Raw genomic sequence first — 22,102 nt, forward strand, 5'->3', positions numbered from 1 at the left:
GCGAGAATTGATGCACTATTGATCCATGTCTGGCAAAGCCGGGGCAGGGAGGGTCATCATGCAGCCAAAGGTGGACACGTCGCCACAGGTCTCGGACGAGGTGCGCCAGACCACCTGCTACATGTGCGCCTGCCGCTGCGGCATCAACGTCCACCTCAAAGGCGGCAAGGTCGCCTATATCGAGGGCAACCGCGACCATCCGGTAAACAAGGGCGTTCTTTGCGCCAAAGGGTCCGCCGGGATCATGCAGCACAATTCGCCCGCCCGCCTCCGCGCACCGTTGCGGCGGGTGGGCCCGCGCGGTTCGGGCGAATTCGAGGAGATATCCTGGGACGAAGCGCTCGACCTTGCGGTGTCCTGGATGAAGCCGCTGCGCGACACCGCACCGGAAAAGCTGGCCTTTTTCACGGGGCGGGATCAGTCGCAGTCCCTGACGGGCTGGTGGGCGCAGCAGTTCGGGACACCGAATTTCGCCGCACACGGCGGATTTTGTTCTGTGAATATGGCAGCTGCGGGCATCTACACGATGGGCGGGGCGTTCTGGGAATTCGGCGCGCCCGACTGGGATCATACCAAGCTGTTCATCCTGTTCGGTGTCGCCGAGGACCACGACAGCAATCCGATCAAGATGGGTTTGGGCAAGCTCAAGGCGCGCGGGGCCAAGGTGATCGGCGTCAATCCGGTGCGCTCGGGGTATAATGCCATTGCCGATGAATGGGTGGGCATCACGCCGGGGACAGATGGGCTTTTGATCCTATCTTTGGTCCACTGCCTGCTGCGGGCCGGGCGGATCGACGTGGAGTACCTGACACGTTACACCGACGCGCCTTTGCTGATTGATTGTGACCCGAAATCGGACAGTTACGGGTTGTTGCTGCGCGATACGCAGGGGCGGGCGCAGGTGGTGGATCGCGCCACCGGGCGGGCCGTGCCCGTCGACACAGCGGGGGTCGCGGCCGATCCCGGCGGGCAGGTCCGTCAGGCGGGGCTGACCCATGTGACCGTGCTGCACCGGCTGGCCGAAACCTATCTAAAGCCTGAATACGCGCCCGAGGCGGTCGCCAGCCGTTGCGGGGTGCCCGCCGAACAGATCCACGCCTTGGCCGGCCAGATCGCGCGCGCCGCCTTTGAGGATCCGGTGGTGATCGATCAACCATGGACTGACTGGCATGGCGTGCAGCATAACAAGATGGTCGGGCGCGGGGTGGCCTTTCATGCGATGCGCGGGATTTCCGCCCATGCCAACGGCTTTCAGACCGCGCGGGCGCTGCATATGCTGCAGATCCTTCTGGGCGCGGTTGAGACGCCGGGGGGCATGCGGTTCAAGCCGCCCTATCCCAAACCGGCAGACGCCCACCCCAAACCCCATGCGCAGGCGCGTGCAGGCCAGCCGCTGGACGGGCCGCCGCTGGGCTATCCCATGGGGCCCGAAGATCTGGCCGTGGACGATGCCGGAGCCCCCCTGCGCATCGACAAGGCATTCAGCTGGGAAAATCCGCTGTCGGTCCATGGGCTGATGCATATGGTGATCTCCAACGCCGTGGCGGGCGATCCCTACCGCATCGATACGCTGTTTTTGTACATGGCGAATATGGCGTGGAATTCGTCGATGAACACGCGCGGCGTGATGGAAATGCTGTCGCGCACTGATGAGACCGGCGCCTATGTGATCCCGCGCATCATCTACTCCGATGCCTATTCGTCTGAAATGGTGGCCTATGCGGATCTGATCCTGCCCGACACCACCTATCTGGAGCGGCATGACTGCATTTCCCTGCTGGACCGTCCGGTGTCCGAGCCTGATGCAGCGGCAGACGCCATCCGCTGGCCGGTTGTCGCGCCAGACCGCGATGTGCGGGGCTTTCAATCGGTGCTGCTGGATCTGGGGGCGCGGATGGGGCTGCCGGGGATGGTGCAGCCGGACGGCACCGCCACCTATGCCGATTACGCCGACTATATCATGCGCCACGAACGCCGCCCCGGTGTCGGGCCGCTGGCCGGTTGGCGCATGGGGGACGGCGGCGTGCAACACGGGCGCGGTGCGCCCAATGCCGCGCAGATCGACAGCTACGTGGCCAATGGCGGCTTTTGCGAAATGCACCTCCCCGAAGAGGCGCGCTATTTCAAGCCGTGGAACGCCGCCTATCAGGCGTGGGCGGTCCAGACCGGCCTGCAGGATGCACCGTCCCCCTATCGGTTTACCCTGTATTCCGAGCCGCTGCGCCGCTTCCAGCGCGCCGCCGAAGGGCATGGAGATCTGCAGCCGCCCGACCATCTGCGCGCGCCCTTGGCGGCGGCGATGACCCCCTTGCCAGAATGGACAGCACCCCCCGCGCCACAGGGCTATCCGCTGCACGCTTTGACCCAACGCCCGATGGCGATGTACCACAGTTGGGGCAGTCAGAACGCATGGCTGCGCCAGATCCATGGCCACAACCCGATGTATCTTCCCACGGCGGTGATGCGTGAACATGGCTTGCGGGATGGCGATTGGGCGCGTGTGACATCGCCGCATGGTCAGGTGACCGTGCCGGTGGCGGAAATGGCGGCGCTGAACCCCAATACCATCTGGACATGGAACGCGATCGGCAAACGCGCCGGCGCCTGGGCGTTGTCCGAGGATGCGCCTGAGGCCAAAAAAGGGTTCCTGCTGAACCATCTGATCCACGAGCTTTTGCCGCCAAAAGGGGACGGGCTGCGCTGGTCCAATTCGGACCCGGTGACGGGGCAGGCGGCTTGGTTTGATCTGCGGGTGCGGATCGAGAAATCCGCGCCGCCCACCAATCCGATCCCGCCACAGTCGAGCCCGGTGCCCGCGCCCCCCACCGATGTGCGCTGGCAGGTAAAGGATTGATGCCATGACCACCCTGCCCAAGATGACAGACCGCAAGCTTGGTCTTGTGATCGATCTCGACACCTGCGTCGGCTGTCATGCCTGTGTGGTGTCCTGCAAAGGCTGGAACACACAGAACTACGGTGCGCCCCTGTCGGACCAGCAGCCCTATGGGGCCGAGCCCAGCGGCACGTTCCTCAACCGTGTGCACAGCTACGAGGTCACGCCCGACGCCGGTGCCGCGCAGATGGTGCATTTCCCCAAAAGCTGTCTGCATTGCGATGATGCGCCCTGCGTCACCGTCTGCCCGACGGGGGCAAGCTACAAGCGGGTCGAGGATGGCATCGTTCTGGTCAACGAAAGCGATTGCATCGGATGCGGGCTGTGTGCGTGGGCCTGCCCCTATGGCGCGCGGGAGCTGGATGCCGCCGAAGGGGTGATGAAGAAATGCACCCTTTGCGTCGACCGCATCTACAACGAAAACCTGCCCGAAGAGGATCGCCTGCCCGCCTGTGTGCGCACCTGCCCTGCGGGCGCGCGCCATTTCGGAGATCTGTCAGACCCGAACTCCGCCATCTCGACACTGGTGGAAGAGCGCGGCGGTTTTGATCTGATGCCAGAGCAGGGCACCCGACCGGTCAACAAATACCTGCCCCCCCGCCCGCGCGACGACTGGTCCGAAGAGGTCGACATTCTGGCGCCCTTCCTTGCGCCTGTGGCCGAGGACGCGCGCGGATTTCTCGGCTGGCTTGACCGGACATTAACCAAAATTTGACAACCGACGGGTGAGACATGCGGGGCGCGGTTTCCGCCAGCCGCGCCCCGACCCGCAAAAGGCACGCCTATGCATCCAGCCCCTTCCTTGATCGCCTTCACGGTGTTGTCCGGCCTCGGCTTTGGCCTGATGGCGTGGCTTGGGCTGGATGCGACGCCGCCCACGGGGTGGGTGGCCTTTGCCTTTTACGCGATTGCCTTTGGCTGCGCTTTGGCGGGGCTTGCGTCGTCGACCCGCCATCTGGGCCGACCGGAACGCGCGCTCAAGGCGTTTACGCAATGGCGCAGCAGTTGGCTGTCGCGCGAGGCCTGGCTGGCCTGCGCGGCCTTGGTGGTCAACGGGTTGCAGGCCGCCGGTCTGGTGTTTCTGGGGCAGGGGCATCCGGTGTTGGGGGCGCTGGGCGCGGGGCTTGCGCTGGCGACCGTGGGGGCGACCGCGATGATCTACACCCAGCTGAAGACCGTGCCACGCTGGCATCACTGGTCCACGCCCTTGGTCTTTCTGGCCTATGCGGTCACCGGCGGGGCGCTGCTGTCGGGGCGTGTGCAGATCGCCATGGTGCTGTTGCTGGCGTCGGGTGTGGTGCAGGTCGTCTGGTGGCTGGCCGCAGATTCACGGGTGCAGCGAAGCCCGTCGACCGCATCCACCGCCACCGGTCTGGCGCAGCCGCGCGTCTTTGCCCCGCCGCACACGGGTGAAAACTACCTGACGCGCGAGATGATGTTCGTTGTCGCCCGCCGCCATGCGGACAAGCTGCGTGTGATCGCGGTGGTGTTGGCGGCTGTGGTGCCTGCGCTCGCCTTGCTCGCCCCCTATCCGCATGTCTTTGGCCTGCTGGCGGTGCTGAGCCATCTGGCCGGTGTTTGCACGTCACGCTGGTTGTTCTTTGCCGAGGCCGAACATGTGGTCGGTTTGTATTATGGCGCGCGGACGGCCCAAGCATAAAGGAGGCGCAATGCCATTTCTGCCGGGATTTGATGAAGCATGGCAAGACGCGGCAGAGTTCGTGTCGACCCTGCGGCAGGAGATCTGGACCGCCCGCCGGTTCGACCGGATCGCGCAGCGTTACGCCCCTGACGCCCGGCTGATCACGCCCATGGGAATCTCCGAAGGTCCTGCAGCGATTGCCGCCACGGCGCAAGCCGAACTGGCCGCCATGCCCGATGTCGCCTACCTGCCAGAGGACATGCTTTGGGGGCAAAGCGGCTATACCTCCTTTGCGGCGGCAGAGCGGCAGTATGTGCAGGGCCATCACGACGGCTGTGGCCTGTTTGGTGCGCCCACGGGCCAGCAGATCGGCTACCGCACCCTGTCAGAGCGGTGGTGTCGCGGCAATCAGGTGGTCGATCACTGGCAGATTGCGGACCATGCTGCGGTGTACAGGGCGCAAGGACTCTCGCCCGAGCAGGCCGCCCGCCGTGGGATCGTGGCCGAGGGCGGGGTTGGTCACGCGCGTGCCCCTCTGGGCGTTGATGCGGATATCTCTGCGCGCCACGGCAGTCAGGGGGATGACAGCCCGCCCGCTTCGACCCTGCGCGAGATCCTGCAAGGCGTCATGGCAGGGGATCTTGCACAGATCGTGCGCCACTATGATCGCGCCGCCGAACTGAACTATCCCGGTGGTGAAACGCTGGCCGGTCTGGAACAGGCGCAGGCGGTCTGGGCGGGATTGCGGGCGTCCTTTCCCGATGCGGTGTTCACGCTCGACCATGTGATCGGGATGGAAGAGCCCTTGGACAGCCCACAGGCCAGCGCGCGTTGGAGCTTGCGCGGGCGTCACGACGGGTTCGGCACCTTTGGTCCCCCCAGCGGGGCGGAGGTGTTGGTCATGGGCATGACGCAGGTCAGCTTTGGCCCTGAGGGGGTCTTGCGGGATTGGACCCTGTTTGACCCCGTGGCGGTTTGGCGGCAGATCCTGTTGTCGACCGGGGCGCTATAGGCATGACAGGCGGGGCGCATTCACCCCGCCAGAGACGGTTCAGCCTTTGAAACGGTCCTTCAACCGTGCGCCGCTGATGGCCACGCGGTCGCTCGCATCCTCGAACGCGGGTGAGACGCGGCGGTCCCAGAATCGGTTCCAACGCACGCGCACCGCCCAGAACACTGCCGCCAGAATGACCAGCGTGATGATTGTGATCCACGGGATGATGGTCTGGTCAGGCCCGTCGACTTCGCGCAGACTGACGGCATTCGGGAAAATACTGAGGAATTCATTGCGCCATCCATAGTGGCGGATGGCCACCCAGCGCGGGTTGTCCGCTGTGGATTTCAGATCGGCGGCTTCGGCCTGCAGGTTCGAGGTGTCGAACTTGAAGTAGGGCGGCCAGCCCCAGCCGGTGTCCTCATTGCGGTAGACCATGATGTCCCCGCTGTCGCGCCGCGTCTGGATAAAGAACACATCGCGGTTCGGCACGGTCCCGTCGGCACCCACATCGGCCTGCGCCCAGAACCAGCTGTTCTCGCCGGGATCGACGCGCTTTTCATAGGTGTCGGTGATGCGCGCAATATCGTGTTGCGGCAGCGTGTAATGCAGAACAGCCGCCACCAGCAGCCAGAACAGCGCGACAAAGACCCATTTCACATATCTCATGGCAGCGGCGAAGCCTTTCAGTGGAAGTTCGTCAGGTAGATGATGGTCGTCACTAGACACAAGGGCAAGACATAGACCAGCACAATCAGGTTTCTACGGCGAATCCGGTCCCATCGCGCGTGTTCCTCGGCGAGGTAGACCTGCAGCTTGCGGTGGCTGTGGTCTTCTTTCCATGCTTTCTGGATCAAGCGACGGCGACGGATGCGAAAGTGGAACCACAGCACCAGAAAGGTCAGTGTGCTCAGCGCAAAGGCCAGAACCGAAAATCGCAAAAAGCCCAGCATGATCGCGCGTCTCCCTCGCCTCGTGCCTGCGGGGATCGCGGCGTGAAATCAATCACTATCGTTGCGTCGTCATGGAATAGGGCTGCGGTTGTGGCCTGTGCTCACCACTCGGCGGTGGTCCATCGGCGGGGCGCGGTGCTGACCACCAACAAAACGATCGGGCCCCAGATCAGCGCCGCCTGTGCGCCGAGCTTCAGGAAATGCCGCCAGCCCCCTGTCCCCGCCAAAGCGGTGATCGATGACAGTTGTGCGGCGTAAAGCGTGGCGAACAGCACAGCGCTCAGCCCCCAGATCAGCAGGGCGGATATGGCGGCCAAGGCAGCGAGCCCCGGGATGCTTTCGGGGACACACCGTTCGACACCGCGCACCACCGCGATGGTCAGCGCCACAAGGGCAAGGGCGGGGATCAAAAGGCCTGCGATCATGTCGGATAATGTGGCGGCCCCTTCGCGCAATACAAGTGAGCGCGCGCAACTTGCCCCAAAAGCGCCGTGGCGTAGGGCGGGGATCGTCCCCGCCCATGATACATCAGCCTATGACATTGCCCTCGGGGCCATAGGGGTAGCCTGTGATGTTCTCGTTCCCGTCCTCGGTGATGATCAGGATGTCATGTTCGCGGTAGCCGCCTGCGCCCGGCTGGCCCTCTGCGATGGTCAGCATCGGCTCCATCGAGATCACCATCCCCGCTTCCAGAACGGTGTCGATATCCTCGCGCAGCTCCAGCCCCGCTTCGCGCCCGTAGTAATGCGACAGCACACCAAAGGAATGGCCATAGCCAAAGGTGCGATATTGCAGCAGGTCGCGTTCAGCGAAGTAGGTGTTGATCTGTTCGGTCACCTCTGCGCAGGTCGTGCCGGCCTTGAGCAGGGAAATCCCCAGCTCGTGCGCGCCGACGTTCGCTTGCCAGATGGCCATGCTGGCGTCGTCGACCTCACCCACGAACAGCGTCCGCTCCAGCGCCGTGTAATACCCCGAGATCATGGGAAAACAGTTCAGCGACAGGATGTCCCCGCGCTGCAGCCTGCGGCCGGTGACGGGGTTGTGCGCGCCATCGGTGTTGATGCCCGACTGGAACCAGACCCATGTGTCGCGGTATTCCGCATCGGGAAACCGGCTGGCGATTTCCAGCTCCATCGCGTCACGCCCCGCCATGGCCACGTCGATTTCGCGGATGCCTTCGCGGATGGTGTCACGGATGGCGTAGCCGCCCACATCGGCCACCGCCGCACCGGCGCGGATCAGGTCCAGTTCTGCGGCGCTTTTGTGCATCCGCTGCCGCATTGTATCCGTGGCAATGTCGCGCGTGGCGGCGGGCGACAGAAAGCTCTCCAGCAGGGCGTTTTGCGACAGCGACAGGTGGTCGCCTTCGATGCCGATGGTCTTGCCGGTGCCGGTGACGGACAGGATCGCCCGCCAGTAGTTGTTCCGCGCCCAGTCGGTGTAGGTGATGTTGTCCCCATGGCAGCGCCGCCACGGTTGAGCCGCATCAATGCCCGCGCTGATGGTCACGCTGTCCTGCGCCGTCACGACCAGCGCATAGGGGCGGCCAAAGGCACAGTACAAAAAGCCCGAGTAATAGGCGACATTGTGCATCGATGTCAGCACACAGGCGTCGATCCCTTGCTGTGCCATAATGCGGCGCAGCCCTGCCAGCCGTGCGTCATATTCGGCGGCAGTAAACGGCAACACGCGGTCGCCCTGGTGAAAGCGGTAAAAGGCGGGACGGTCTGTCATGAAACGCTCCTATAGGCGGCGGGGCCCTTCCCTGCCGCACTGGCAAACGAAGGTCCCGGCGTACAGGACGTTGAGAGACATTCCTCGGCGACGCCATCGCCGATACGCGCTCAGAATGCGGAAGGGCGCGCCCATTGGCAAGCGTTTAGTCCAGCCCGGGCCAGCCACCGCGCGCCAATGCCTGTCGGATACGCAACGCCGCATCTGGCCGTTTTTCGTTGATGGCGTGACCGCGTAGGAACCACCACAGATATGCCGCGAAGTCGGGGGTCATCGTGGCGGCTTGTCTTAACGCCTCAGCCGCGCCCAGATCGTGTACGCAGGCCGCGATATGGTGAAAATCGCTGCGGGCGAACAGGGCGGCGGGTTTGCCCAGCAGAAAGCCCTTGAACGCCACGCTGGAATTTTGCGTGGCAACGTAATCGCAGCCCGCCAACAGGGCGTCCGACCCGCCCAGACTGACCGTTGCATGGCTGTGGCGCTGTGTCAGCCGCTCCAACGCGGAAAGCTCTGCCTCGCTGTAGGTTTCACGCGGGTGCAGCGTGATGCGCAGGGGGCGAGGATCGTTGTTCAGAACGGTCTCGACCATCTCCAGCGGTGACATGGACTGGAACCCGCGCTGCTGGTTCAGCTTCCCCTGCAGCGGCATAAGAACGTAGCCGCCTTGATGGGGCGTTACATCTGCGAAGGTGCGCCGTTTCAGGCGGGCATAGAAGTGATCCGCCTTGTCTTTCTTGACCGTGCCGGGGTCAAACGCCGCCTGCGCCACCGGCCAGTTCCATCGCTCGGCGGAGCGCTCGATATGCCAGAAAGGTTTCAGGTAACCGCGCCGGAACACCAGCCCGCCTGCGGCGGGTGGGGCGATCATCCGCACCAGGGCAAAGCCCGGACGTTCGGCGGCCAAGGCCAGCTCTTCTGGTGAATCGTCGCGTATCACGACGCGCCAACCGGCGTCGCGCAGCACGTCGCAGGTGATGCTCAGAAAACGGGCCTTTCCCTCGACCAGCCGACGCTGCAGATCGGGGTAGAGGTACAGCCATGCGACGTGGTCACTCAATGCGCGCGGTGCCCTTTTGCAGCCACAGCTTGTACAGCAATTGCACCTTGTCCAACCGCGCCTTCTTCAGTTTTGCAAGAAAGACGCGATAGGCCAACATCGGATCGCGGTGATCCTCCCAGTTGAACCCGTCTCGGTCATTGCCGAGGATCTCCCAGTCGACATCGCGCGGGGGGGCCTTGCTGCGGCGCACTGCGGCTTCCATCAGGCAGATGCCTTCACCACGTTTCAAAGCGTAGCGCGCCAGCTCGTCGGCCTGTGCAGCCAACAGCCACGGCGCGCCGTCGCCGGAATGGGCCGCACGAAAGGCGGTGGCCATATCGAATGTGGGCGCCTCGACCTGAAACAGGTCGAAGCGCTCATGTGTCATACGCTGAGGCACACGTATTTCATCTCCAGATAGTCCTCGATGCCGTGGTGGCTGCCTTCGCGGCCCAGACCGGACTGTTTGACCCCGCCAAAGGGCGCCAGTTCCGTGGAAATGATGCCCGTGTTCACGCCGACAATACCGTATTCCAGCGCTTCGGCCACCTGATACACGCGGCTGAGATCCTTGGCGTAGAAATAGGACGCCAGACCAAAGATCGTGTCGTTGGCCATCTCGATCACATCCTCGACGGTGTCGAACTTGAACAGCGGCGCCAGCGGGCCAAAGGTTTCGTCCTGCGACACCTGCATGTCCTGCGTGACACCGGTGACGATGGTCGGTGGCAGGAAATACCCCTGACCTTCCATGGGCTTGCCATCGCCAAGGATGATCGTCGCCCCTTTGGAGGTCGCGTCCTCAAGGTGCTCCTGCACCTTCTTGATGGCGTCAGAGGTGATAAGCGGGCCAAGGTCGGTGCCCTCTTTCAAGCCGTCGCCCACGGTCATCTTGGACACCGCGTCCTTCAGCTTGGCCGCGAAGGCGTCGTAGATGCCCGCCTGCACGTAAATGCGGTTGGCACAGACGCAGGTCTGGCCGTTGTTGCGGAATTTGCACTGGATCGCGCCCTGCACTGCCTCGTCCAGATCGGCGTCGTCAAAGACGATGAAGGGCGCGTTGCCGCCCAGCTCCATGGAACATTTCATCACCTGATCGGCGGCCTGCGACAGCAGGATGCGCCCCACAGCGGTCGATCCGGTGAAGGTCAGCTTGCGCACCTTGGCGTTCTCGCAGAACTCCTTGCCCACGTCCGACGCCGAGGTCGATGGCAGAATGTTGAACACGCCCGCCGGAATGCCCGCGCGGTCCGCCAGAACGGCCAAGGCTGTGGCCGACAGCGGGGTCTCCGTCGCCGGCCGCCCGACAAAGGAACAGCCCGCCGCCAACGCGGGGCCCGCCTTGCGCGTGATCATCGCGGTGGGGAAATTCCACGGTGTGATTGACGCGGCCACGCCGATGGGCTGTTTCATCACGGTGATGCGCTTGTCACGCTGGTGGCCGGGGATGATCTCGCCGTAGATGCGCTTGGCCTCTTCGCCGTAGAATTCGATGAAGCTGGCGCCATAGGCGATTTCACCACGGGATTCCGCCAGCGGTTTGCCCTGTTCGGCGGTCATGATGATGGCAAGGTCTTCCTGATTTTCCATGATCAGGTCGAACCATTTGCGCAGCACCTGCGCGCGTTCCTTGCCGGTCCAGCGGGCCCACTCCTTTTGCGCGCTATAGGCCGCGTCAATGGCGCGGGCGACATCGCTGCGGTCCAGATCGGTCACCTCGGCGATGACATCGCCGCGCGCAGGGTTGGTCACCTCGAAGGTTTTGCCCGTCTCGATAAAGGCGCCGTTCACATAGGCGCGCGTTTCGATCAGTCCGGGATCCTTCAGCAAAGATTTAAGGTCGGTCGCTTGGTCGAGCATGGTTTCCTCTCCGCTGTGTTGCGCTTAGCCTGACCATCTAGCGCAAGGGATGTACAGACCAAATGACCCAGCAAGATCTGACCGAGGCCTATGAAAACGGTCGATATATCAAGGATGCCGAGACATATCCGCCCCGCTGGGACGCGTCTGCGGCAGCCTATCGGGAGGCGCTTGGCGCGCGTGGTCTGGCCCAGCTTGATCTTGCCTATGGTCCCTCGGCGCGCGCGCGTCTCGATCTGTTTTTTCCCGATGGGGCGGCCAAAGGGTTGGTTGTCTTTGTGCACGGCGGCTATTGGCTGGCGTTCGACAAATCCTCATGGTCCGATCTGGCCGAGGGGGCGCGCGCCGCAGGCTGGGCCGTGGCCATGCCGTCCTACGATCTGTGTCCCGATGTCACGATTGCGCAGATCACGCAGCAGGTCGCACAAGCGGTAGAGGCGGCGGCAGGCCGTGTCGGTGGGCCCATCCGTCTGACAGGCCATTCGGCGGGCGGGCATCTGGTGGCGCGGCTGGCCATGCCGAGGGTTCTGTCTGCGCCGGTTGCGCGGCGGGTCGCGGCTGTGGTGCCGATCTCTCCGCTTGGGGATCTGCGGCCGCTGATGCAGACCGCAATGAATGCCACGCTTGGGCTGGATCAGGCGCAGGCGGTTGCCGAAAGTCCGGCTCTTGCGCCGCCGCCTGTGATGGATGTCACCGTCTGGGTCGGGGCCAATGAACGCCCGGCTTTTCTTGATCAGGCGCGCTGGCTGTCTCAGGCGTGGTCCTGCCCCATGGTGGTTGCGCCGGGGCGGCATCATTTCGACGTCATCGCACCCCTGGGAGAGCCGGGCAGCGATCTGGTGCGGACCCTTCTGAACGCACAGGGCTGACTTTACGTAAAACTGTCATCAACCTCTCTTAACACGGCGGCACAAAACAACCGACCAGACGACAGAGGGTTTCCAAGATGTTTCGCAGCTTGTGTTTGACCAGCGCATTGGCGCTGAGTGCCGGCACGGCCATGGCCGAGAGCCACGCCACCATGCATTTCAACCGCATCGCGGCCTTTCCCACCTGGACCAACATGGCCGAGGGCGAAGACACCGCACGCGAAACCTCGGCCGAGATCATCGCCGCCACAGCGGATGGCATGACATTGGTCTACACCGACAGCCCGCTGGGCGTTCTGGGCCGCATCGACATCACCGACCCCGCGCAGCCCAAGCCGCTGGGCAATATCGCGCTGGATGGCGAGCCGACCGCCGTGGGCGTTGTGGGCAGCGTGGCGTTTGCGGGGGTGAACACCTCGAAGTCCTACGAGGAACCCGGCGGCCATCTGGCCGTGATTGACCTTGCTTCTGGCGAAGAGATCAACCGCTGTGATCTGGGCGGCCAGCCCGACAGCGTGGCGGTGTCCAAGGACGGCAGCCGCATCGCCGTGGCCATCGAAAACGAACGCGACGAGGACGCAGGCGATGGTCGCACTGGCCAAATGCCTGCCGGGTTCCTTGTGATCGGCGCGCTCAATGATGGCGGCCTGACCTGTGACAGCCTGCAGACCGTCGCCCTGACGGATCTGGCAGAGGTGTCGCCCGAAGACCCCGAACCGGAATTCGTCGACATCAATGGGCTGGGTGAAACCGTCGTCACCCTGCAGGAAAACAACCATATCGCCGTTGTCGCGGCGGATGGCACGCTGTTGAGCCATTTCCCCGCCGGCGGCGTGGATCTGACGCAGATCGACACGCTGGACGAACGCGGATCGCTGAATTTCGACAAGGAACAGCCCAACCGTCTGCGTGAACCCGATGCGGTTAAATGGATCGACGACAACCACTTTGCCACAGCGAACGAAGGCGACATGGACGGTGGCTCGCGGTCTTGGACGATCTTTCACAAGGATGGCACGGTGGTGTTCGAGGCGGGCAACAGTTTTGAGCACGCCCTGATCCAGATCGGCCATTACCCCGACAAACGCTCGGACGCCAAAGGGGTGGAACCGGAATCGGTGGAGACCGGAACCTTTGGTGGCACGCCTTTCGTCTTTATCGGGTCAGAGCGCGGCTCTGCCGTGGGTGTCTATGACGCGACCGATCCGACAGCGCCGCGCCTGCACCAGCTTTTGCCGTCGGGCATCGGGCCGGAGGGCTATGTTGCCATCCCGGATCGCAACCTGCTGGTCTCCGCGAACGAGGTCGACCTGATCGAGGACGGCGGCGTGCGCAGCCATGTCATGATCTTTGAATATCAGGACGCGCCCGCCGCCTATCCGCAGCTGACCTCCGCAGGGGCGGACCGTCTGATTGGCTGGGGTGCGATTTCGGGCATGGTGGCGGATGCGGATGGCATCGTCTGGGCGGTGAACGACAGCTTCTACGGCTACCAGCCGACGATCTTCAAGATCGACAGCACGCAGACGCCCGCGCGGATTATCGATGCGATCGAGATCACCCGCACCAATGGCGACCGTGCGCAAAAGCTCGACCTTGAAGGCATCACGCTGGATGGCGAGGGTGGCTTCTGGGTCGCGTCCGAGGGCCGCACCGACCGTGTGATCCCGCATGCGATCTATCACGTCACCGCAGAGGGCGAGATTGACGCCGAAATCGGCTTGCCGTCCGAGCTGATGGCCGTGGAAAAGCGGTTCGGATTTGAAGGGATCACCAAAGTCGGTGACACCCTGTGGATGGCCGTGCAGCGCGAATGGGGCGATGACCCGAAGGACCATGTTAAACTGGTGTCCTACAACACCGACAGTGGCGAATGGGGGGCTGTGCATTATCCCAAGGCCGCGCCGGACAGCGGCTGGGTCGGCCTGTCCGAGATCACCGCGCATGGGGATTTCTTCTATGTGATCGAGCGGGATAACCAGATCGGCGGCAACGCTGTGACGAAAAAGATCTACCGCATCCCCGCCGCAGATATGCAACCGGCGGCGCTTGGGGGCACCCTGCCCGTGGTGACCAAGGAAGAGGTCGCCGATCTGCTGCCGATGTTGCAGGCGCAGGGCGGCTATGTGGTCGATAAGGTCGAAGGGCTGGCCATCATGGCGGACGGCACGATCTGGGCCTCGACCGACAACGATGGCGTCGATGACAGCTCTGGCGAGACGTTCTTCTGGGCGGTGGGATCCGCTGACTAAGACCGGCAAACTGTCGTGAATGTGAACGCCCCGCAAGGATCTGCGGGGCGTTTTGCCTATGAGGCAGGGGAACCACCCCCGCGATGTCGCGTTGATCCGGCAGATGTGGCCGCAGGGTCGCGTCGATCCCGAGACACGTTGACACCCGCCCTTAACGCTTTGCTGTCACCCTATGGGGTGAGACGCAACGGGCCGACCCAAGCCGGAGGATCCTGCCGTGAACCTTGTACTTTGTATCATCGCCGGTGCCCTGGCCGTCGGGGCCGGTGCCTTGGGCGCGCTGCTGTTGGATCCGGCCGTGGTCGGTGGGGCGGCCTTGTTGATTTTGCTGCGTATCTGCTGGCTGGACGACAATATTGCCAACGATTTGATGCAACGGGATGATCTACCGGTCAGCTACGTCAATGCGCAGAAGCGGCGGCTTATGTTCCAGCGCGCGGTCTTCGGGCGCATGCTGGGTGATCTGAACCTGTGCCCGCTGTCTGTGGCCACCGGAATGCGGGCGGAAATGCAGTTGTGGACCGCAACATTGGTGGCGGGGGCTGCGGCGACGCTGGCGCAAACCGCGCCCTTGGGGCTGTGGCTGTCATCAACTTTGGCGCTGGCGGGCTTTGCTGTGGCGTTTCGGACGGCGGACCGGCTGACGGCCACGCTGTGGCTGGTGGAACGCGGCCAGACCCTACAACGAGAGGACCTGCTGCGCCGCCCTCAATGGCCTACGGGTCAATAATTTGCCAAGGCTTTGACGCAAAAGGGGGCCGCGTGGCCCCCTTCGATTTCGGTCTGACGGGATGGATCAGTTCACCTTGTCGGCGTCGACCACATCCTTGGCAATTGCGGTATGCGGCTTGGCGATCTCGATCCGGCGCGGCTTCAGCGCTTCGGGGATCTCGCGTTCCAGCGCGATATGCAGCATGCCGTTCTCATGCGTCGCACCGGTCACGCGCACATGGTCCGCCAGATGAAAGCGGCGCTCGAAGGCGCGGGTGGCAATCCCACGGTGCAGGTAGGTGCGCGGCTCCCCCTCGTCCGCCTTGCGGGCGGAGACGACCAGAGCGCCTTCCTTGACCTCGACCGACAGGTCCTCGTCTGCGAAACCTGCGACGGCAATCGAGATGCGATAGGCATCATCTGCGGTCTTTTCGATGTTGTAGGGGGGATAGCCCGCCTGCGGTGTGTCATGGGTCAGGACACGGTCCATCATCTCTGCCAATTGGTCAAAACCGACCGAGGCACGATAAAGCGGGGCAAAGTCGAATTGTCTCATGGAATCCTCCAGTTGAGCGATACCGATATGATGCGGATCTTCCACCACGGGACAGATCCGGCGATAGGTGCCAAGACCCTGCGATAGGCGCCTTGGTGCGATATAGGTGGGGAGCGGAAAAGCGGGTTTCAAGCCCCTCAGGGCCGGATGAACTTGGCCCCTGTGTCGCGGCGATTGCCAGCGGGCATGCGGTCCAATCCGGCGCCGGGATCGCCCGCCGCCCTGAGCGCGGCGCGCAGCTCTGCCAAGGGTGCGTCAAGATTGACCGCCAGCGACACCTTGCGCCCGCCTGCCTCGGCCTTGGCCGATACGACGGACACGATCCGTGCGGAGCCATCCTCGCCAAAGGTGAACACCGGCGATCCCGAGGCCCCGAAATCAACCTCGCAGGACAAGACCAGCAGCCCCTGCTGGTGCGAGATCACGGTGCAGTAATCCTGCAACGATGGTGCCTCGGACCGGTCATGGGCGTAGCTGACAACGCCGACTTCCGCGCCGCGCGCGGGCAACGGGCCGGTGGCAAAGGGGACGACCGTCGTGTTGCGCACAGGGTGTTGCAATTCCAGCAAGGCCAGATCGTGTCGCACCCGTTCCGTGCTGGAGGGATCGTTGTAGTCGTAATCTGGATGGGCCACCGCGCGTTTGGTGCGCCGGTAGGCTGCGGCGCGTCCGTTGCGCCAGCCGGCCAGAAACTGGATGTCGCGCACATCCACGGGCGCCCCGCTTTGGGCATCATACAGGCAATGCGCCGCTGTCAGCACCAGACGTTCCGTGATCAAGGCACCGGTGCAAAAGGCCGCGCCGCCGATTTCCAGACGACCAACCGCCTCCCACTGGCGGGCGCCCTCGGTGCTTTCCATGGAAAACAGCCCCTGCGCCAAGGCAGGGTTTGCAGACAGCAGCAGACAGATAAACGCGAAAATCCGCACCATGGCCCCCGAGGTTTGTGAACCGTCTATTGGGACATTCTGGCACAAATGCGGCAAAGCGTCAGCGCAATGTCCGCGTTATTCCGGCGGCAGGGCACTGGGGCGCGGGCCACCTGTCGCCCAATCCAAAAGCTCGACCGTATGGACAATCGGCACATCTGTGGCGCTGCCGATCTGCATCATGCAGCCGATGTTTCCGGCCGAGATAATGTCGGGGGTCTTGGCTTCCAAAGTCTTGACCTTGCGGGCCTTGAGCTGCGCCGAAATTTCTGGCTGAAGCAGGTTGTAGGTGCCCGCCGAGCCGCAGCACAGATGGCTGTCGGCAGGTTCGACAACCTCGAAACCGGCGCGGCGCAGCAGGGCCTTTGGCGCGTCCTTGATCTTTTGCCCGTGCTGCAGCGAACAGGCCGCGTGATAGGCCACGCGCAGGCCCTTGGGCGCGCCCTCGGGCAGATCCAGCCGTGCCAGCAATTCGGTGATGTCGCAGGCCAGATCGGCCACCCGCGCGGCATCCTGAGCCAGCGGATCATTGCGGAACATATGGCCGTAATCCTTGACCGTTGTGCCGCAGCCCGAGGTGTTGATGACAATGGCGTCCAGCCCCTTGCCGTCAGCCTCCGCCACCCACGCCTTGATATTGGCACCGGCAAAGCCGTGGCTGCTGTCGGTCTTGCCCATGTGATGGGTCAGCGCACCGCAGCAGCCCGCACCCTTGGCCACCACCACCTCGACCCCGAGCCGTGTGAGCAGGCGGATGGTGGCGTCATTGATGTCGGTGTTCAGCGCCTTTTGCGCGCAGCCTGTCATCAAAGCGACGCGCATCTTTGGCGCAGACGTCTCGAAGGTCTGCGGATCGTCGTTGCGCGAAACGGGCGGGATGTGTTTCGGGGCCATGTCCAGCATCGCGCGCAGGCGCGGATCGGGCATGAACCGGCGCAAGGGGCGCGCGAGTTTCGCCCCCACCAGCGCCGCGCGGAACCGTGTCGGATAGGGCAGGATCTGCGCCAGCAGCCAGCGCAGCGCGCGGTCATGCCACGGGCGGTCATAGTGTTGTTCGATGTATTCGCGGGCGTGGTCCACAAGATGCATATAATGCACGCCAGAGGGGCAAGTGGTCATACAGGCAAGACACGACAGGCAGCGGTCGACGTGTTTCACCGTCTGCGCGTCCGGTGTCCGCTCGTTTTCGAGCATGTCCTTGATCTGGTAAATGCGGCCGCGCGGGCTGTCGAGCTCATCGCCCAGCACCTGATAGGTGGGGCAGGTGGCGGTGCAGAACCCGCAATGCACACAGGCGCGCAGGATCTCGTTGGCGCGGGCGGTGCCGGGATCGGCCAGCTGTCGGTCTGTAAACGTGGTCTGCATCTCGGGGTGTCCTGTTCAGGTCATCAGCCGGGCGGTGGCCAGCCCGAACCATGGCAAAGTGGTGGAAAGGATGGCCGACACGGTGATCCATCGGCGCAGGCGTGGCGCGTCGAGGCGTCGCAGAAAGGCATGGCCCACCATGGCGCAGGCCGCGACCCAGCCCAGCCACATCAGCGTCAGGGATGCGATGGGGGCGCGGGTTTCCAGCCACAGCGCGACCGCCATCGGGGCCACGACCAGCGCGGCCATCGACACCAACACCACCACAGTCGAGGGCAGCTTGAGGAAGGCCGCGCACAGAACCGGCCCCACCACAAAGCTGATCACAAAGGCCGCAAGCACGACGCCGGTCATCCTGCCATCAATCCGGGGTTCAGAATGCCGCGCGGATCGAACTTTGCCCGCAAACCTGCGGAGAGCGCAGCAACGGGGGCGGCTTCGGGTTGGAGCACGGGCAGGCTGGCGCGCTGGGACTGCGGCGCCTTGACCAAGGTCGCATGACCGCCAAGCTGTGCCGTGCGGGTCTGGATCTCGTGATGCAAAGACGCTGTGTTGTCATCGGATTTGGCACCCAACCACAAAAGACCACCGCCCCAATCCGACAGCGCGTCCAGACCGTGCCGGTCGCGCATGTCGGCAGCCAAGCCCACCGAATCCGACGGTTTGAGATGCAGCTTCCAGACGCAGGCGTGGTCGTGCAGTGCTGCCACATCCCGTACAGCGGCCCAATGGGCGGCGATGGTGTCCGGGTCGCGCTCGATCTGCGGCGCATGCTCGGCCAAACGGGCTGCGATCTGCTCGGCGCGATAGGCAACGGAGCCCTCGAACCCTTCGATGCGGATCATGGTGCGGGCAGGGGTGGTGCCATCGTCCGGCGCGTGGCTGACGCCTGTCACATCAAAGGGCGAGCCAAGCGCCCGCGACATCGCGCTTTGTGCCTGCCCCCAGTCGAGCCCTTCGAGGATGATACAGGCAGCGGTCTCCGGCGTGGGCAACACCTTCAGCGACACTTCGGTCAGAACGCCCAGCGTGCCATGGGACCCGGCCATCAGTTTCACCAGATCATAGCCGGTCACGTTCTTCATCACGCGACCGCCGTTTTTCACAACTGCGCCGGTGCCGTCGATGTAACGCACGCCCAGCAGAAAATCGCGGCAGGCCCCCGCTTGCACACGGCGCGGCCCCGAGGCATTGGCCGCAACAACGCCGCCGATGGTGCTGTTGCCATCGGTGCCCAGCAATCCCCGCAAATCGGGCGGCTCAAAGGCCAGCCGTTGGTGTTCCGTGGCCAAAAGCGCTGTGATCTCGGCCAGCGGTGTGCCCGCCTGCGCCACAAGCGTCAGCGCGCCGGGTTCGTACAGGGTCACGCCAGACAGGCCAGAGGTGTCGAGAACCTCGCCCACAACGGGACGCCCGATGGTGCGCGTGCCGCCGCCCCGCACATGCAGCGGGCCAGAAGCGGCAGTGATAAGATCGGCCAGTGCGGCCTCTGTCGTGGGGGTCATCTGGGGCGTCCCTCTGTGGGGTTATTCTGCGGCAATGCCTTGGGCGCGGCGCGTCTGGGACGCATCCAGCGGAAACACCTTGGCCGGGTTCAAAAGCCATTTGGGGTCGAACACGTCCTTGACGGCCATTTGCGCCTCTAGGTCGGCGGGGGCGTATTGATGGCTCATGAGGTCACGCTTTTCGATGCCGACGCCATGTTCGCCGGTCAGGCAGCCGCCGACCTCGACACACAGTTTCAGGATCTCGGCACCCAGCCGCTCGCACAGATCCAGTTGTCCGTCCTGATTGGCATTGAACAGGATCAGCGGATGCATGTTGCCGTCGCCCGCATGAAAGACATTGGCCACCTCCAGCCCGTATTCGCGGGACAGCTCGCCAATACGTTTGAGCACGAAGGGCAGTTCATTCACGGGAATCGTGCCATCCAGACACATGTAGTCGTTAATGCTGCCCATGGCGCCAAAGGCGGATTTGCGGCCCAGCCAGATGCGCGCCGCCTCGTCCGTGTCGCGCGCCTCGCGCAGCTCGACAGGGTTGTGACGGCGGGCGATCTGGGTGATTTTCTCAAGCTGTTCGGCGATTTCCGCGTCCGAGCCTTCGACCTCGACGATCAGAAGCGCCTCGCAATCGGGGTAGCCTGCCTTGGCGAAATCCTCGGTTGCGCGGATGCAGGGGGCGTCCATGAATTCGATGGCGACGGGCAGCACACCGGCCTTGATGATATCGGACACGCAGGCGCCCGCGACCTCGTTGCTGTCATATCCGATCAGCACCGGCCGCGCGCCTTCGGGTTGGTGGAGAATGCGCAGGGTGGCCTCTGTCACGATGCCAAGCTGCCCTTCGGACCCGCAAATCACCCCCAACAGATCCAGCCCGCCCGCATCCATATGCGCGCCGCCCAAATCGACGATGGTGCCGTCCATCATCACCATGCGCACGCCCAATAGGTTGTTCGTCGTCACCCCGTATTTCAGACAATGCGCGCCGCCCGAGTTCATGGCGATGTTGCCCGCAATCGCGCAGGCAAGCTGTGACGAGGGGTCCGGCGCGTAAAAGAACCCGTCCTCCTGAACCGCGCCGGTCACGGACAAGTTGGTGCGGCCCGTCTGCACGCGGATGAACCGATTGTCATAGTCGGTTTCCAGCACCTCGTTCATGCGCGACACGCCAAGGATCACGGAATCCGCCGTGGGCAATGACCCACCGGCCAGCGAGGTGCCCGCCCCACGGGGCACCACGGGCACCCCTTCGTCATGGCAGATTTTCAGCAGGGCGCTGACCTCCTCGGTGGAGGCGGGCAGAACCACGGCAAGCGGCGGGCAACGGTAGGCGGTCAGGGCGTCACATTCGTAGGCGCGGACCTCGGCCTCTTTGTGGATGACGCGACCGGGCAGCGCGGCATCCAGACGTTCGACGATCCGCGCTTTGCGCGCCAGAATGCTTTGATCCGGTTCGGGCATTTGCATCGGTCGGGCGCTCCTGTGGTCGGGGGAAACGGTCTGCGGGGTTGCGACAAGTAAATCAAAATCGGCCATATTGGTCAATTAAAATAACCAAAGTGACGGTTTCTGGGGGCAATACCGGCACAGCCCTTGCCATTTGCGGGTCAGAGAGGTCATCTGCCGCAAAGGAACGGAGACGCCGATGGCTTGGGTCAAAATCATTCACATTCTGTGTGTTATGGGGTGGATGACCTCGATCTTTGCGGTGCCGCGCGCCCTGATCTACTGGAAGCGCGAGCATGCCCGGCTGGGGGAAAACGGGCCGCTCGGGGATCTGACCTTTCGTCTGTATCGCTTCAGCTTTGGTCTGGGGATCATCGCGATCATCACCGGGATCTGGTACGGGACGTGGCTTGGCTGGCCCGCATGGCTGCATCTGAAGGCCAGTCTGGTTGTGGTTCTGGCGGTGCATTATCTGTGGACCGGAAAGCTGGTGCGCCGCGCGCAATCAGGCGTTTTCCGCGAAAGCGATATGTTCCTGCGGATTTTTAATGAAGTCAGCGTCTTTGTGACCATTGCAGTGCTCTGGGCGGTTGTCGCCCAGCCGTTCTGATGCCGGATCTGGGTCTGTTCACCGGGCTCACCGTGCTGGACGCTGCGGCGGTGGCGGGTCTGGTGCTGGCGTGGGCCTTTGCGACGCGGATTATCGAACACCCGCCAAAGGGGCACCCGTCCACCTCGGTTCTTATGGCGGAATACCGGCGCGAATGGATGGTGCATTTTGTGCACCGCCAGCCGCGCATTTTTGACAGCCAGATCGTGGCCAACCTGCGTCAAGGCACGGCGTTCTTTGCCTCGGCGTCGATGATTGCCATCGGGGGTGGCTTTGCCTTGTTGGGGAATGCGGATCAGTTGCGCGGCGTGGCCGCAGACCTGACCGAAAGCGCCGATCCTGTGGTCGTGTTCGAGATCAAGCTGATGTTGATGCTTCTGTTTGCGGCCAATGCGTTTCTCAAATTCGTCTGGTCGCATCGTCTGTTCGGCTACACCTCTGTTCTGATGGCGGCGGTGCCCGATGATGCCAGCAATCCGATCACCTTGCCGCGCGCGCGCAAGGCGGCGGAAATCAACATCACCGGCGCGCGCAGCTACAATCGTGGGCTCCGGTCGGTGTATTTCGGGATCGCGGCCTCTGTCTGGCTGGCGGGGGCGGTGCCCCTGATGGTGGCAACCGTGATCACGCTGGCGGTTATCCTGCGGCGTGAATTTGCCTCTGTCAGCCGTGCGGTGCTGCTGGAGCCCACGGATCACAACACGGCATCGTGACAGCGGGCGCAGGCGGGCTGCGGTAGTCTGC

General features: G+C 63.6%; 22 protein-coding genes. 9 read left to right on the forward strand and 13 right to left on the reverse strand.

Annotated features, from left to right (window positions below; genetic code table 11):
• The first annotated feature begins 58 nt into the window (after positions 1-58).
• The 4 genes from ACN5AZ_RS15530 (at position 59) to ACN5AZ_RS15545 (ending at position 5,547) form a co-directional block, all read left to right on the forward strand.
• Positions 59-2,854 (forward strand): molybdopterin oxidoreductase family protein, encoded by a 2,796-nt coding sequence (locus tag ACN5AZ_RS15530; RefSeq protein ID WP_419429811.1) that lies wholly within the window; start codon positions 59-61, stop codon positions 2,852-2,854.
• Between the two features lie 4 nt (positions 2,855-2,858).
• Positions 2,859-3,608, forward strand: coding sequence for a 4Fe-4S dicluster domain-containing protein (locus ACN5AZ_RS15535; RefSeq protein ID WP_419429812.1), 750 nt, complete (start codon positions 2,859-2,861; stop codon positions 3,606-3,608).
• A 69-nt stretch (positions 3,609-3,677) separates the two neighbouring features.
• On the forward strand, positions 3,678-4,553 hold the full coding sequence (locus ACN5AZ_RS15540; protein WP_419429813.1) for a dimethyl sulfoxide reductase anchor subunit family protein: 876 nt from the start codon (positions 3,678-3,680) through the stop codon (positions 4,551-4,553).
• A 10-nt stretch (positions 4,554-4,563) separates the two neighbouring features.
• Positions 4,564-5,547, forward strand: coding sequence for an ester cyclase (locus tag ACN5AZ_RS15545; protein ID WP_419429814.1), 984 nt, complete (start codon positions 4,564-4,566; stop codon positions 5,545-5,547).
• Between the two features lie 39 nt (positions 5,548-5,586).
• Here ACN5AZ_RS15545 and ACN5AZ_RS15550 read toward each other — a convergent pair whose 3' ends face one another.
• The 7 genes from ACN5AZ_RS15550 to ACN5AZ_RS15580 form a co-directional block, all read right to left on the reverse strand.
• Positions 5,587-6,198 (reverse strand): DUF1523 family protein, encoded by a 612-nt coding sequence (locus ACN5AZ_RS15550; protein WP_419429815.1) that lies wholly within the window; start codon positions 6,196-6,198, stop codon positions 5,587-5,589.
• Positions 6,199-6,215: 17 nt separating this feature from the next.
• A complete protein-coding gene (locus ACN5AZ_RS15555; RefSeq protein ID WP_419429816.1) occupies positions 6,216-6,482 on the reverse strand; it encodes a hypothetical protein in 267 nt (88 codons plus the stop codon).
• Between the two features lie 101 nt (positions 6,483-6,583).
• A complete protein-coding gene (locus ACN5AZ_RS15560) occupies positions 6,584-6,907 on the reverse strand; it encodes a hypothetical protein (protein WP_419429817.1) in 324 nt (107 codons plus the stop codon).
• Between the two features lie 103 nt (positions 6,908-7,010).
• Entirely contained in the window at positions 7,011-8,216 is a 1,206-nt protein-coding gene (locus ACN5AZ_RS15565; RefSeq protein WP_419429818.1) for an aminopeptidase P family protein, read from the reverse strand.
• Positions 8,217-8,361: 145 nt separating this feature from the next.
• A complete protein-coding gene (locus ACN5AZ_RS15570; protein WP_419429819.1) occupies positions 8,362-9,273 on the reverse strand; it encodes a hypothetical protein in 912 nt (303 codons plus the stop codon).
• Entirely contained in the window at positions 9,266-9,643 is a 378-nt protein-coding gene (locus ACN5AZ_RS15575) for a hypothetical protein (RefSeq protein WP_419429820.1), read from the reverse strand. Before ACN5AZ_RS15575 ends, ACN5AZ_RS15570 begins: the two co-directional genes overlap by 8 nt.
• Positions 9,640-11,115 carry an NAD-dependent succinate-semialdehyde dehydrogenase gene (locus ACN5AZ_RS15580; protein WP_419429821.1) on the reverse strand — a complete coding sequence of 492 codons (1,476 nt, stop codon included), beginning with the start codon at positions 11,113-11,115 and terminating at the stop codon, positions 9,640-9,642. The genes ACN5AZ_RS15575 and ACN5AZ_RS15580 overlap by 4 nt, the downstream gene beginning before the upstream one ends.
• Positions 11,116-11,177: 62 nt before the next feature.
• Between ACN5AZ_RS15580 and ACN5AZ_RS15585 the strand changes: the two genes are divergently transcribed.
• The 3 genes from ACN5AZ_RS15585 to ACN5AZ_RS15595 all read left to right on the forward strand — a co-directional run bounded on the left by ACN5AZ_RS15585 (position 11,178) and on the right by ACN5AZ_RS15595 (position 14,966).
• Entirely contained in the window at positions 11,178-11,984 is an 807-nt protein-coding gene (locus tag ACN5AZ_RS15585) for an alpha/beta hydrolase (RefSeq protein ID WP_419429822.1), read from the forward strand.
• A 77-nt stretch (positions 11,985-12,061) separates the two neighbouring features.
• Positions 12,062-14,236 (forward strand): esterase-like activity of phytase family protein, encoded by a 2,175-nt coding sequence (locus ACN5AZ_RS15590; RefSeq protein WP_419429823.1) that lies wholly within the window; start codon positions 12,062-12,064, stop codon positions 14,234-14,236.
• A gap of 217 nt (positions 14,237-14,453) precedes the next feature.
• Complete coding sequence (locus ACN5AZ_RS15595) at positions 14,454-14,966, forward strand: hypothetical protein (RefSeq protein WP_419429824.1); 513 nt, start codon at positions 14,454-14,456, stop codon at positions 14,964-14,966.
• A gap of 66 nt (positions 14,967-15,032) precedes the next feature.
• On the opposite strand, the gene ACN5AZ_RS15600 is transcribed toward ACN5AZ_RS15595, so the two are convergent.
• From ACN5AZ_RS15600 to ACN5AZ_RS15625, 6 genes are all read right to left on the reverse strand, one after another.
• Entirely contained in the window at positions 15,033-15,503 is a 471-nt protein-coding gene (locus ACN5AZ_RS15600; RefSeq protein ID WP_419429825.1) for an Hsp20 family protein, read from the reverse strand.
• A gap of 137 nt (positions 15,504-15,640) precedes the next feature.
• Positions 15,641-16,435, reverse strand: coding sequence for a trypsin-like serine peptidase (locus ACN5AZ_RS15605; protein WP_419429826.1), 795 nt, complete (start codon positions 16,433-16,435; stop codon positions 15,641-15,643).
• Between the two features lie 75 nt (positions 16,436-16,510).
• Entirely contained in the window at positions 16,511-17,797 is a 1,287-nt protein-coding gene (glcF, locus tag ACN5AZ_RS15610) for a glycolate oxidase subunit GlcF (protein WP_419429827.1), read from the reverse strand.
• Between the two features lie 15 nt (positions 17,798-17,812).
• On the reverse strand, positions 17,813-18,151 hold the full coding sequence (locus ACN5AZ_RS15615) for a hypothetical protein (RefSeq protein WP_419429828.1): 339 nt from the start codon (positions 18,149-18,151) through the stop codon (positions 17,813-17,815).
• Entirely contained in the window at positions 18,148-19,302 is a 1,155-nt protein-coding gene (locus ACN5AZ_RS15620; protein WP_419429829.1) for an FAD-binding protein, read from the reverse strand. Before ACN5AZ_RS15620 ends, ACN5AZ_RS15615 begins: the two co-directional genes overlap by 4 nt.
• Before the next feature lie 21 nt (positions 19,303-19,323).
• Positions 19,324-20,769 carry an FAD-linked oxidase C-terminal domain-containing protein gene (locus tag ACN5AZ_RS15625; RefSeq protein ID WP_419429830.1) on the reverse strand — a complete coding sequence of 482 codons (1,446 nt, stop codon included), beginning with the start codon at positions 20,767-20,769 and terminating at the stop codon, positions 19,324-19,326.
• A 178-nt stretch (positions 20,770-20,947) separates the two neighbouring features.
• On the opposite strand from ACN5AZ_RS15625, the gene ACN5AZ_RS15630 reads away from it, so the two are divergent.
• Both ACN5AZ_RS15630 and ACN5AZ_RS15635 read left to right on the forward strand, forming a co-directional pair.
• Positions 20,948-21,358, forward strand: a complete 411-nt coding sequence (locus ACN5AZ_RS15630; RefSeq protein WP_419429831.1) for a CopD family protein — start codon at positions 20,948-20,950, stop codon at positions 21,356-21,358.
• Complete coding sequence (locus ACN5AZ_RS15635) at positions 21,358-22,071, forward strand: DUF599 domain-containing protein (protein ID WP_419429832.1); 714 nt, start codon at positions 21,358-21,360, stop codon at positions 22,069-22,071. Before ACN5AZ_RS15630 ends, ACN5AZ_RS15635 begins: the two co-directional genes overlap by 1 nt.
• The last annotated feature ends 31 nt before the right edge of the window (positions 22,072-22,102 follow it).

The sequence above is a fragment of the Sagittula sp. SSi028 genome, from assembly GCF_048553715.1.
GTDB lineage: Bacteria > Pseudomonadota > Alphaproteobacteria > Rhodobacterales > Rhodobacteraceae > Sagittula.

Bases quoted from the DNA above. Each gene is read 5' to 3' on its own strand.
- ACN5AZ_RS15540 (WP_419429813.1), top strand. From the start codon at position 3,678: ATGCATCCAGCCCCTTCCTTGATCGCCTTCACGGTGTTGTCCGGCCTC.
- ACN5AZ_RS15635 (WP_419429832.1), top strand. From the start codon at position 21,358: ATGCCGGATCTGGGTCTGTTCACCGGGCTCACCGTGCTGGACGCTGCG.
- ACN5AZ_RS15600 (WP_419429825.1), bottom strand. From the start codon at position 15,503: ATGAGACAATTCGACTTTGCCCCGCTTTATCGTGCCTCGGTCGGTTTT.
- ACN5AZ_RS15585 (WP_419429822.1), top strand. From the start codon at position 11,178: ATGACCCAGCAAGATCTGACCGAGGCCTATGAAAACGGTCGATATATC.
- ACN5AZ_RS15555 (WP_419429816.1), bottom strand. From the start codon at position 6,482: ATGCTGGGCTTTTTGCGATTTTCGGTTCTGGCCTTTGCGCTGAGCACA.
- ACN5AZ_RS15615 (WP_419429828.1), bottom strand. From the start codon at position 18,151: ATGACCGGCGTCGTGCTTGCGGCCTTTGTGATCAGCTTTGTGGTGGGG.
- ACN5AZ_RS15605 (WP_419429826.1), bottom strand. From the start codon at position 16,435: ATGGTGCGGATTTTCGCGTTTATCTGTCTGCTGCTGTCTGCAAACCCT.
- ACN5AZ_RS15590 (WP_419429823.1), top strand. From the start codon at position 12,062: ATGTTTCGCAGCTTGTGTTTGACCAGCGCATTGGCGCTGAGTGCCGGC.
- ACN5AZ_RS15630 (WP_419429831.1), top strand. From the start codon at position 20,948: ATGGCTTGGGTCAAAATCATTCACATTCTGTGTGTTATGGGGTGGATG.
- glcF (WP_419429827.1), bottom strand. From the start codon at position 17,797: ATGCAGACCACGTTTACAGACCGACAGCTGGCCGATCCCGGCACCGCC.
- ACN5AZ_RS15560 (WP_419429817.1), bottom strand. From the start codon at position 6,907: ATGATCGCAGGCCTTTTGATCCCCGCCCTTGCCCTTGTGGCGCTGACC.
- ACN5AZ_RS15545 (WP_419429814.1), top strand. From the start codon at position 4,564: ATGCCATTTCTGCCGGGATTTGATGAAGCATGGCAAGACGCGGCAGAG.
- ACN5AZ_RS15535 (WP_419429812.1), top strand. From the start codon at position 2,859: ATGACCACCCTGCCCAAGATGACAGACCGCAAGCTTGGTCTTGTGATC.
- ACN5AZ_RS15550 (WP_419429815.1), bottom strand. From the start codon at position 6,198: ATGAGATATGTGAAATGGGTCTTTGTCGCGCTGTTCTGGCTGCTGGTG.
- ACN5AZ_RS15575 (WP_419429820.1), bottom strand. From the start codon at position 9,643: ATGACACATGAGCGCTTCGACCTGTTTCAGGTCGAGGCGCCCACATTC.
- ACN5AZ_RS15565 (WP_419429818.1), bottom strand. From the start codon at position 8,216: ATGACAGACCGTCCCGCCTTTTACCGCTTTCACCAGGGCGACCGCGTG.
- ACN5AZ_RS15580 (WP_419429821.1), bottom strand. From the start codon at position 11,115: ATGCTCGACCAAGCGACCGACCTTAAATCTTTGCTGAAGGATCCCGGA.
- ACN5AZ_RS15625 (WP_419429830.1), bottom strand. From the start codon at position 20,769: ATGCAAATGCCCGAACCGGATCAAAGCATTCTGGCGCGCAAAGCGCGG.
- ACN5AZ_RS15620 (WP_419429829.1), bottom strand. From the start codon at position 19,302: ATGACCCCCACGACAGAGGCCGCACTGGCCGATCTTATCACTGCCGCT.
- ACN5AZ_RS15530 (WP_419429811.1), top strand. From the start codon at position 59: ATGCAGCCAAAGGTGGACACGTCGCCACAGGTCTCGGACGAGGTGCGC.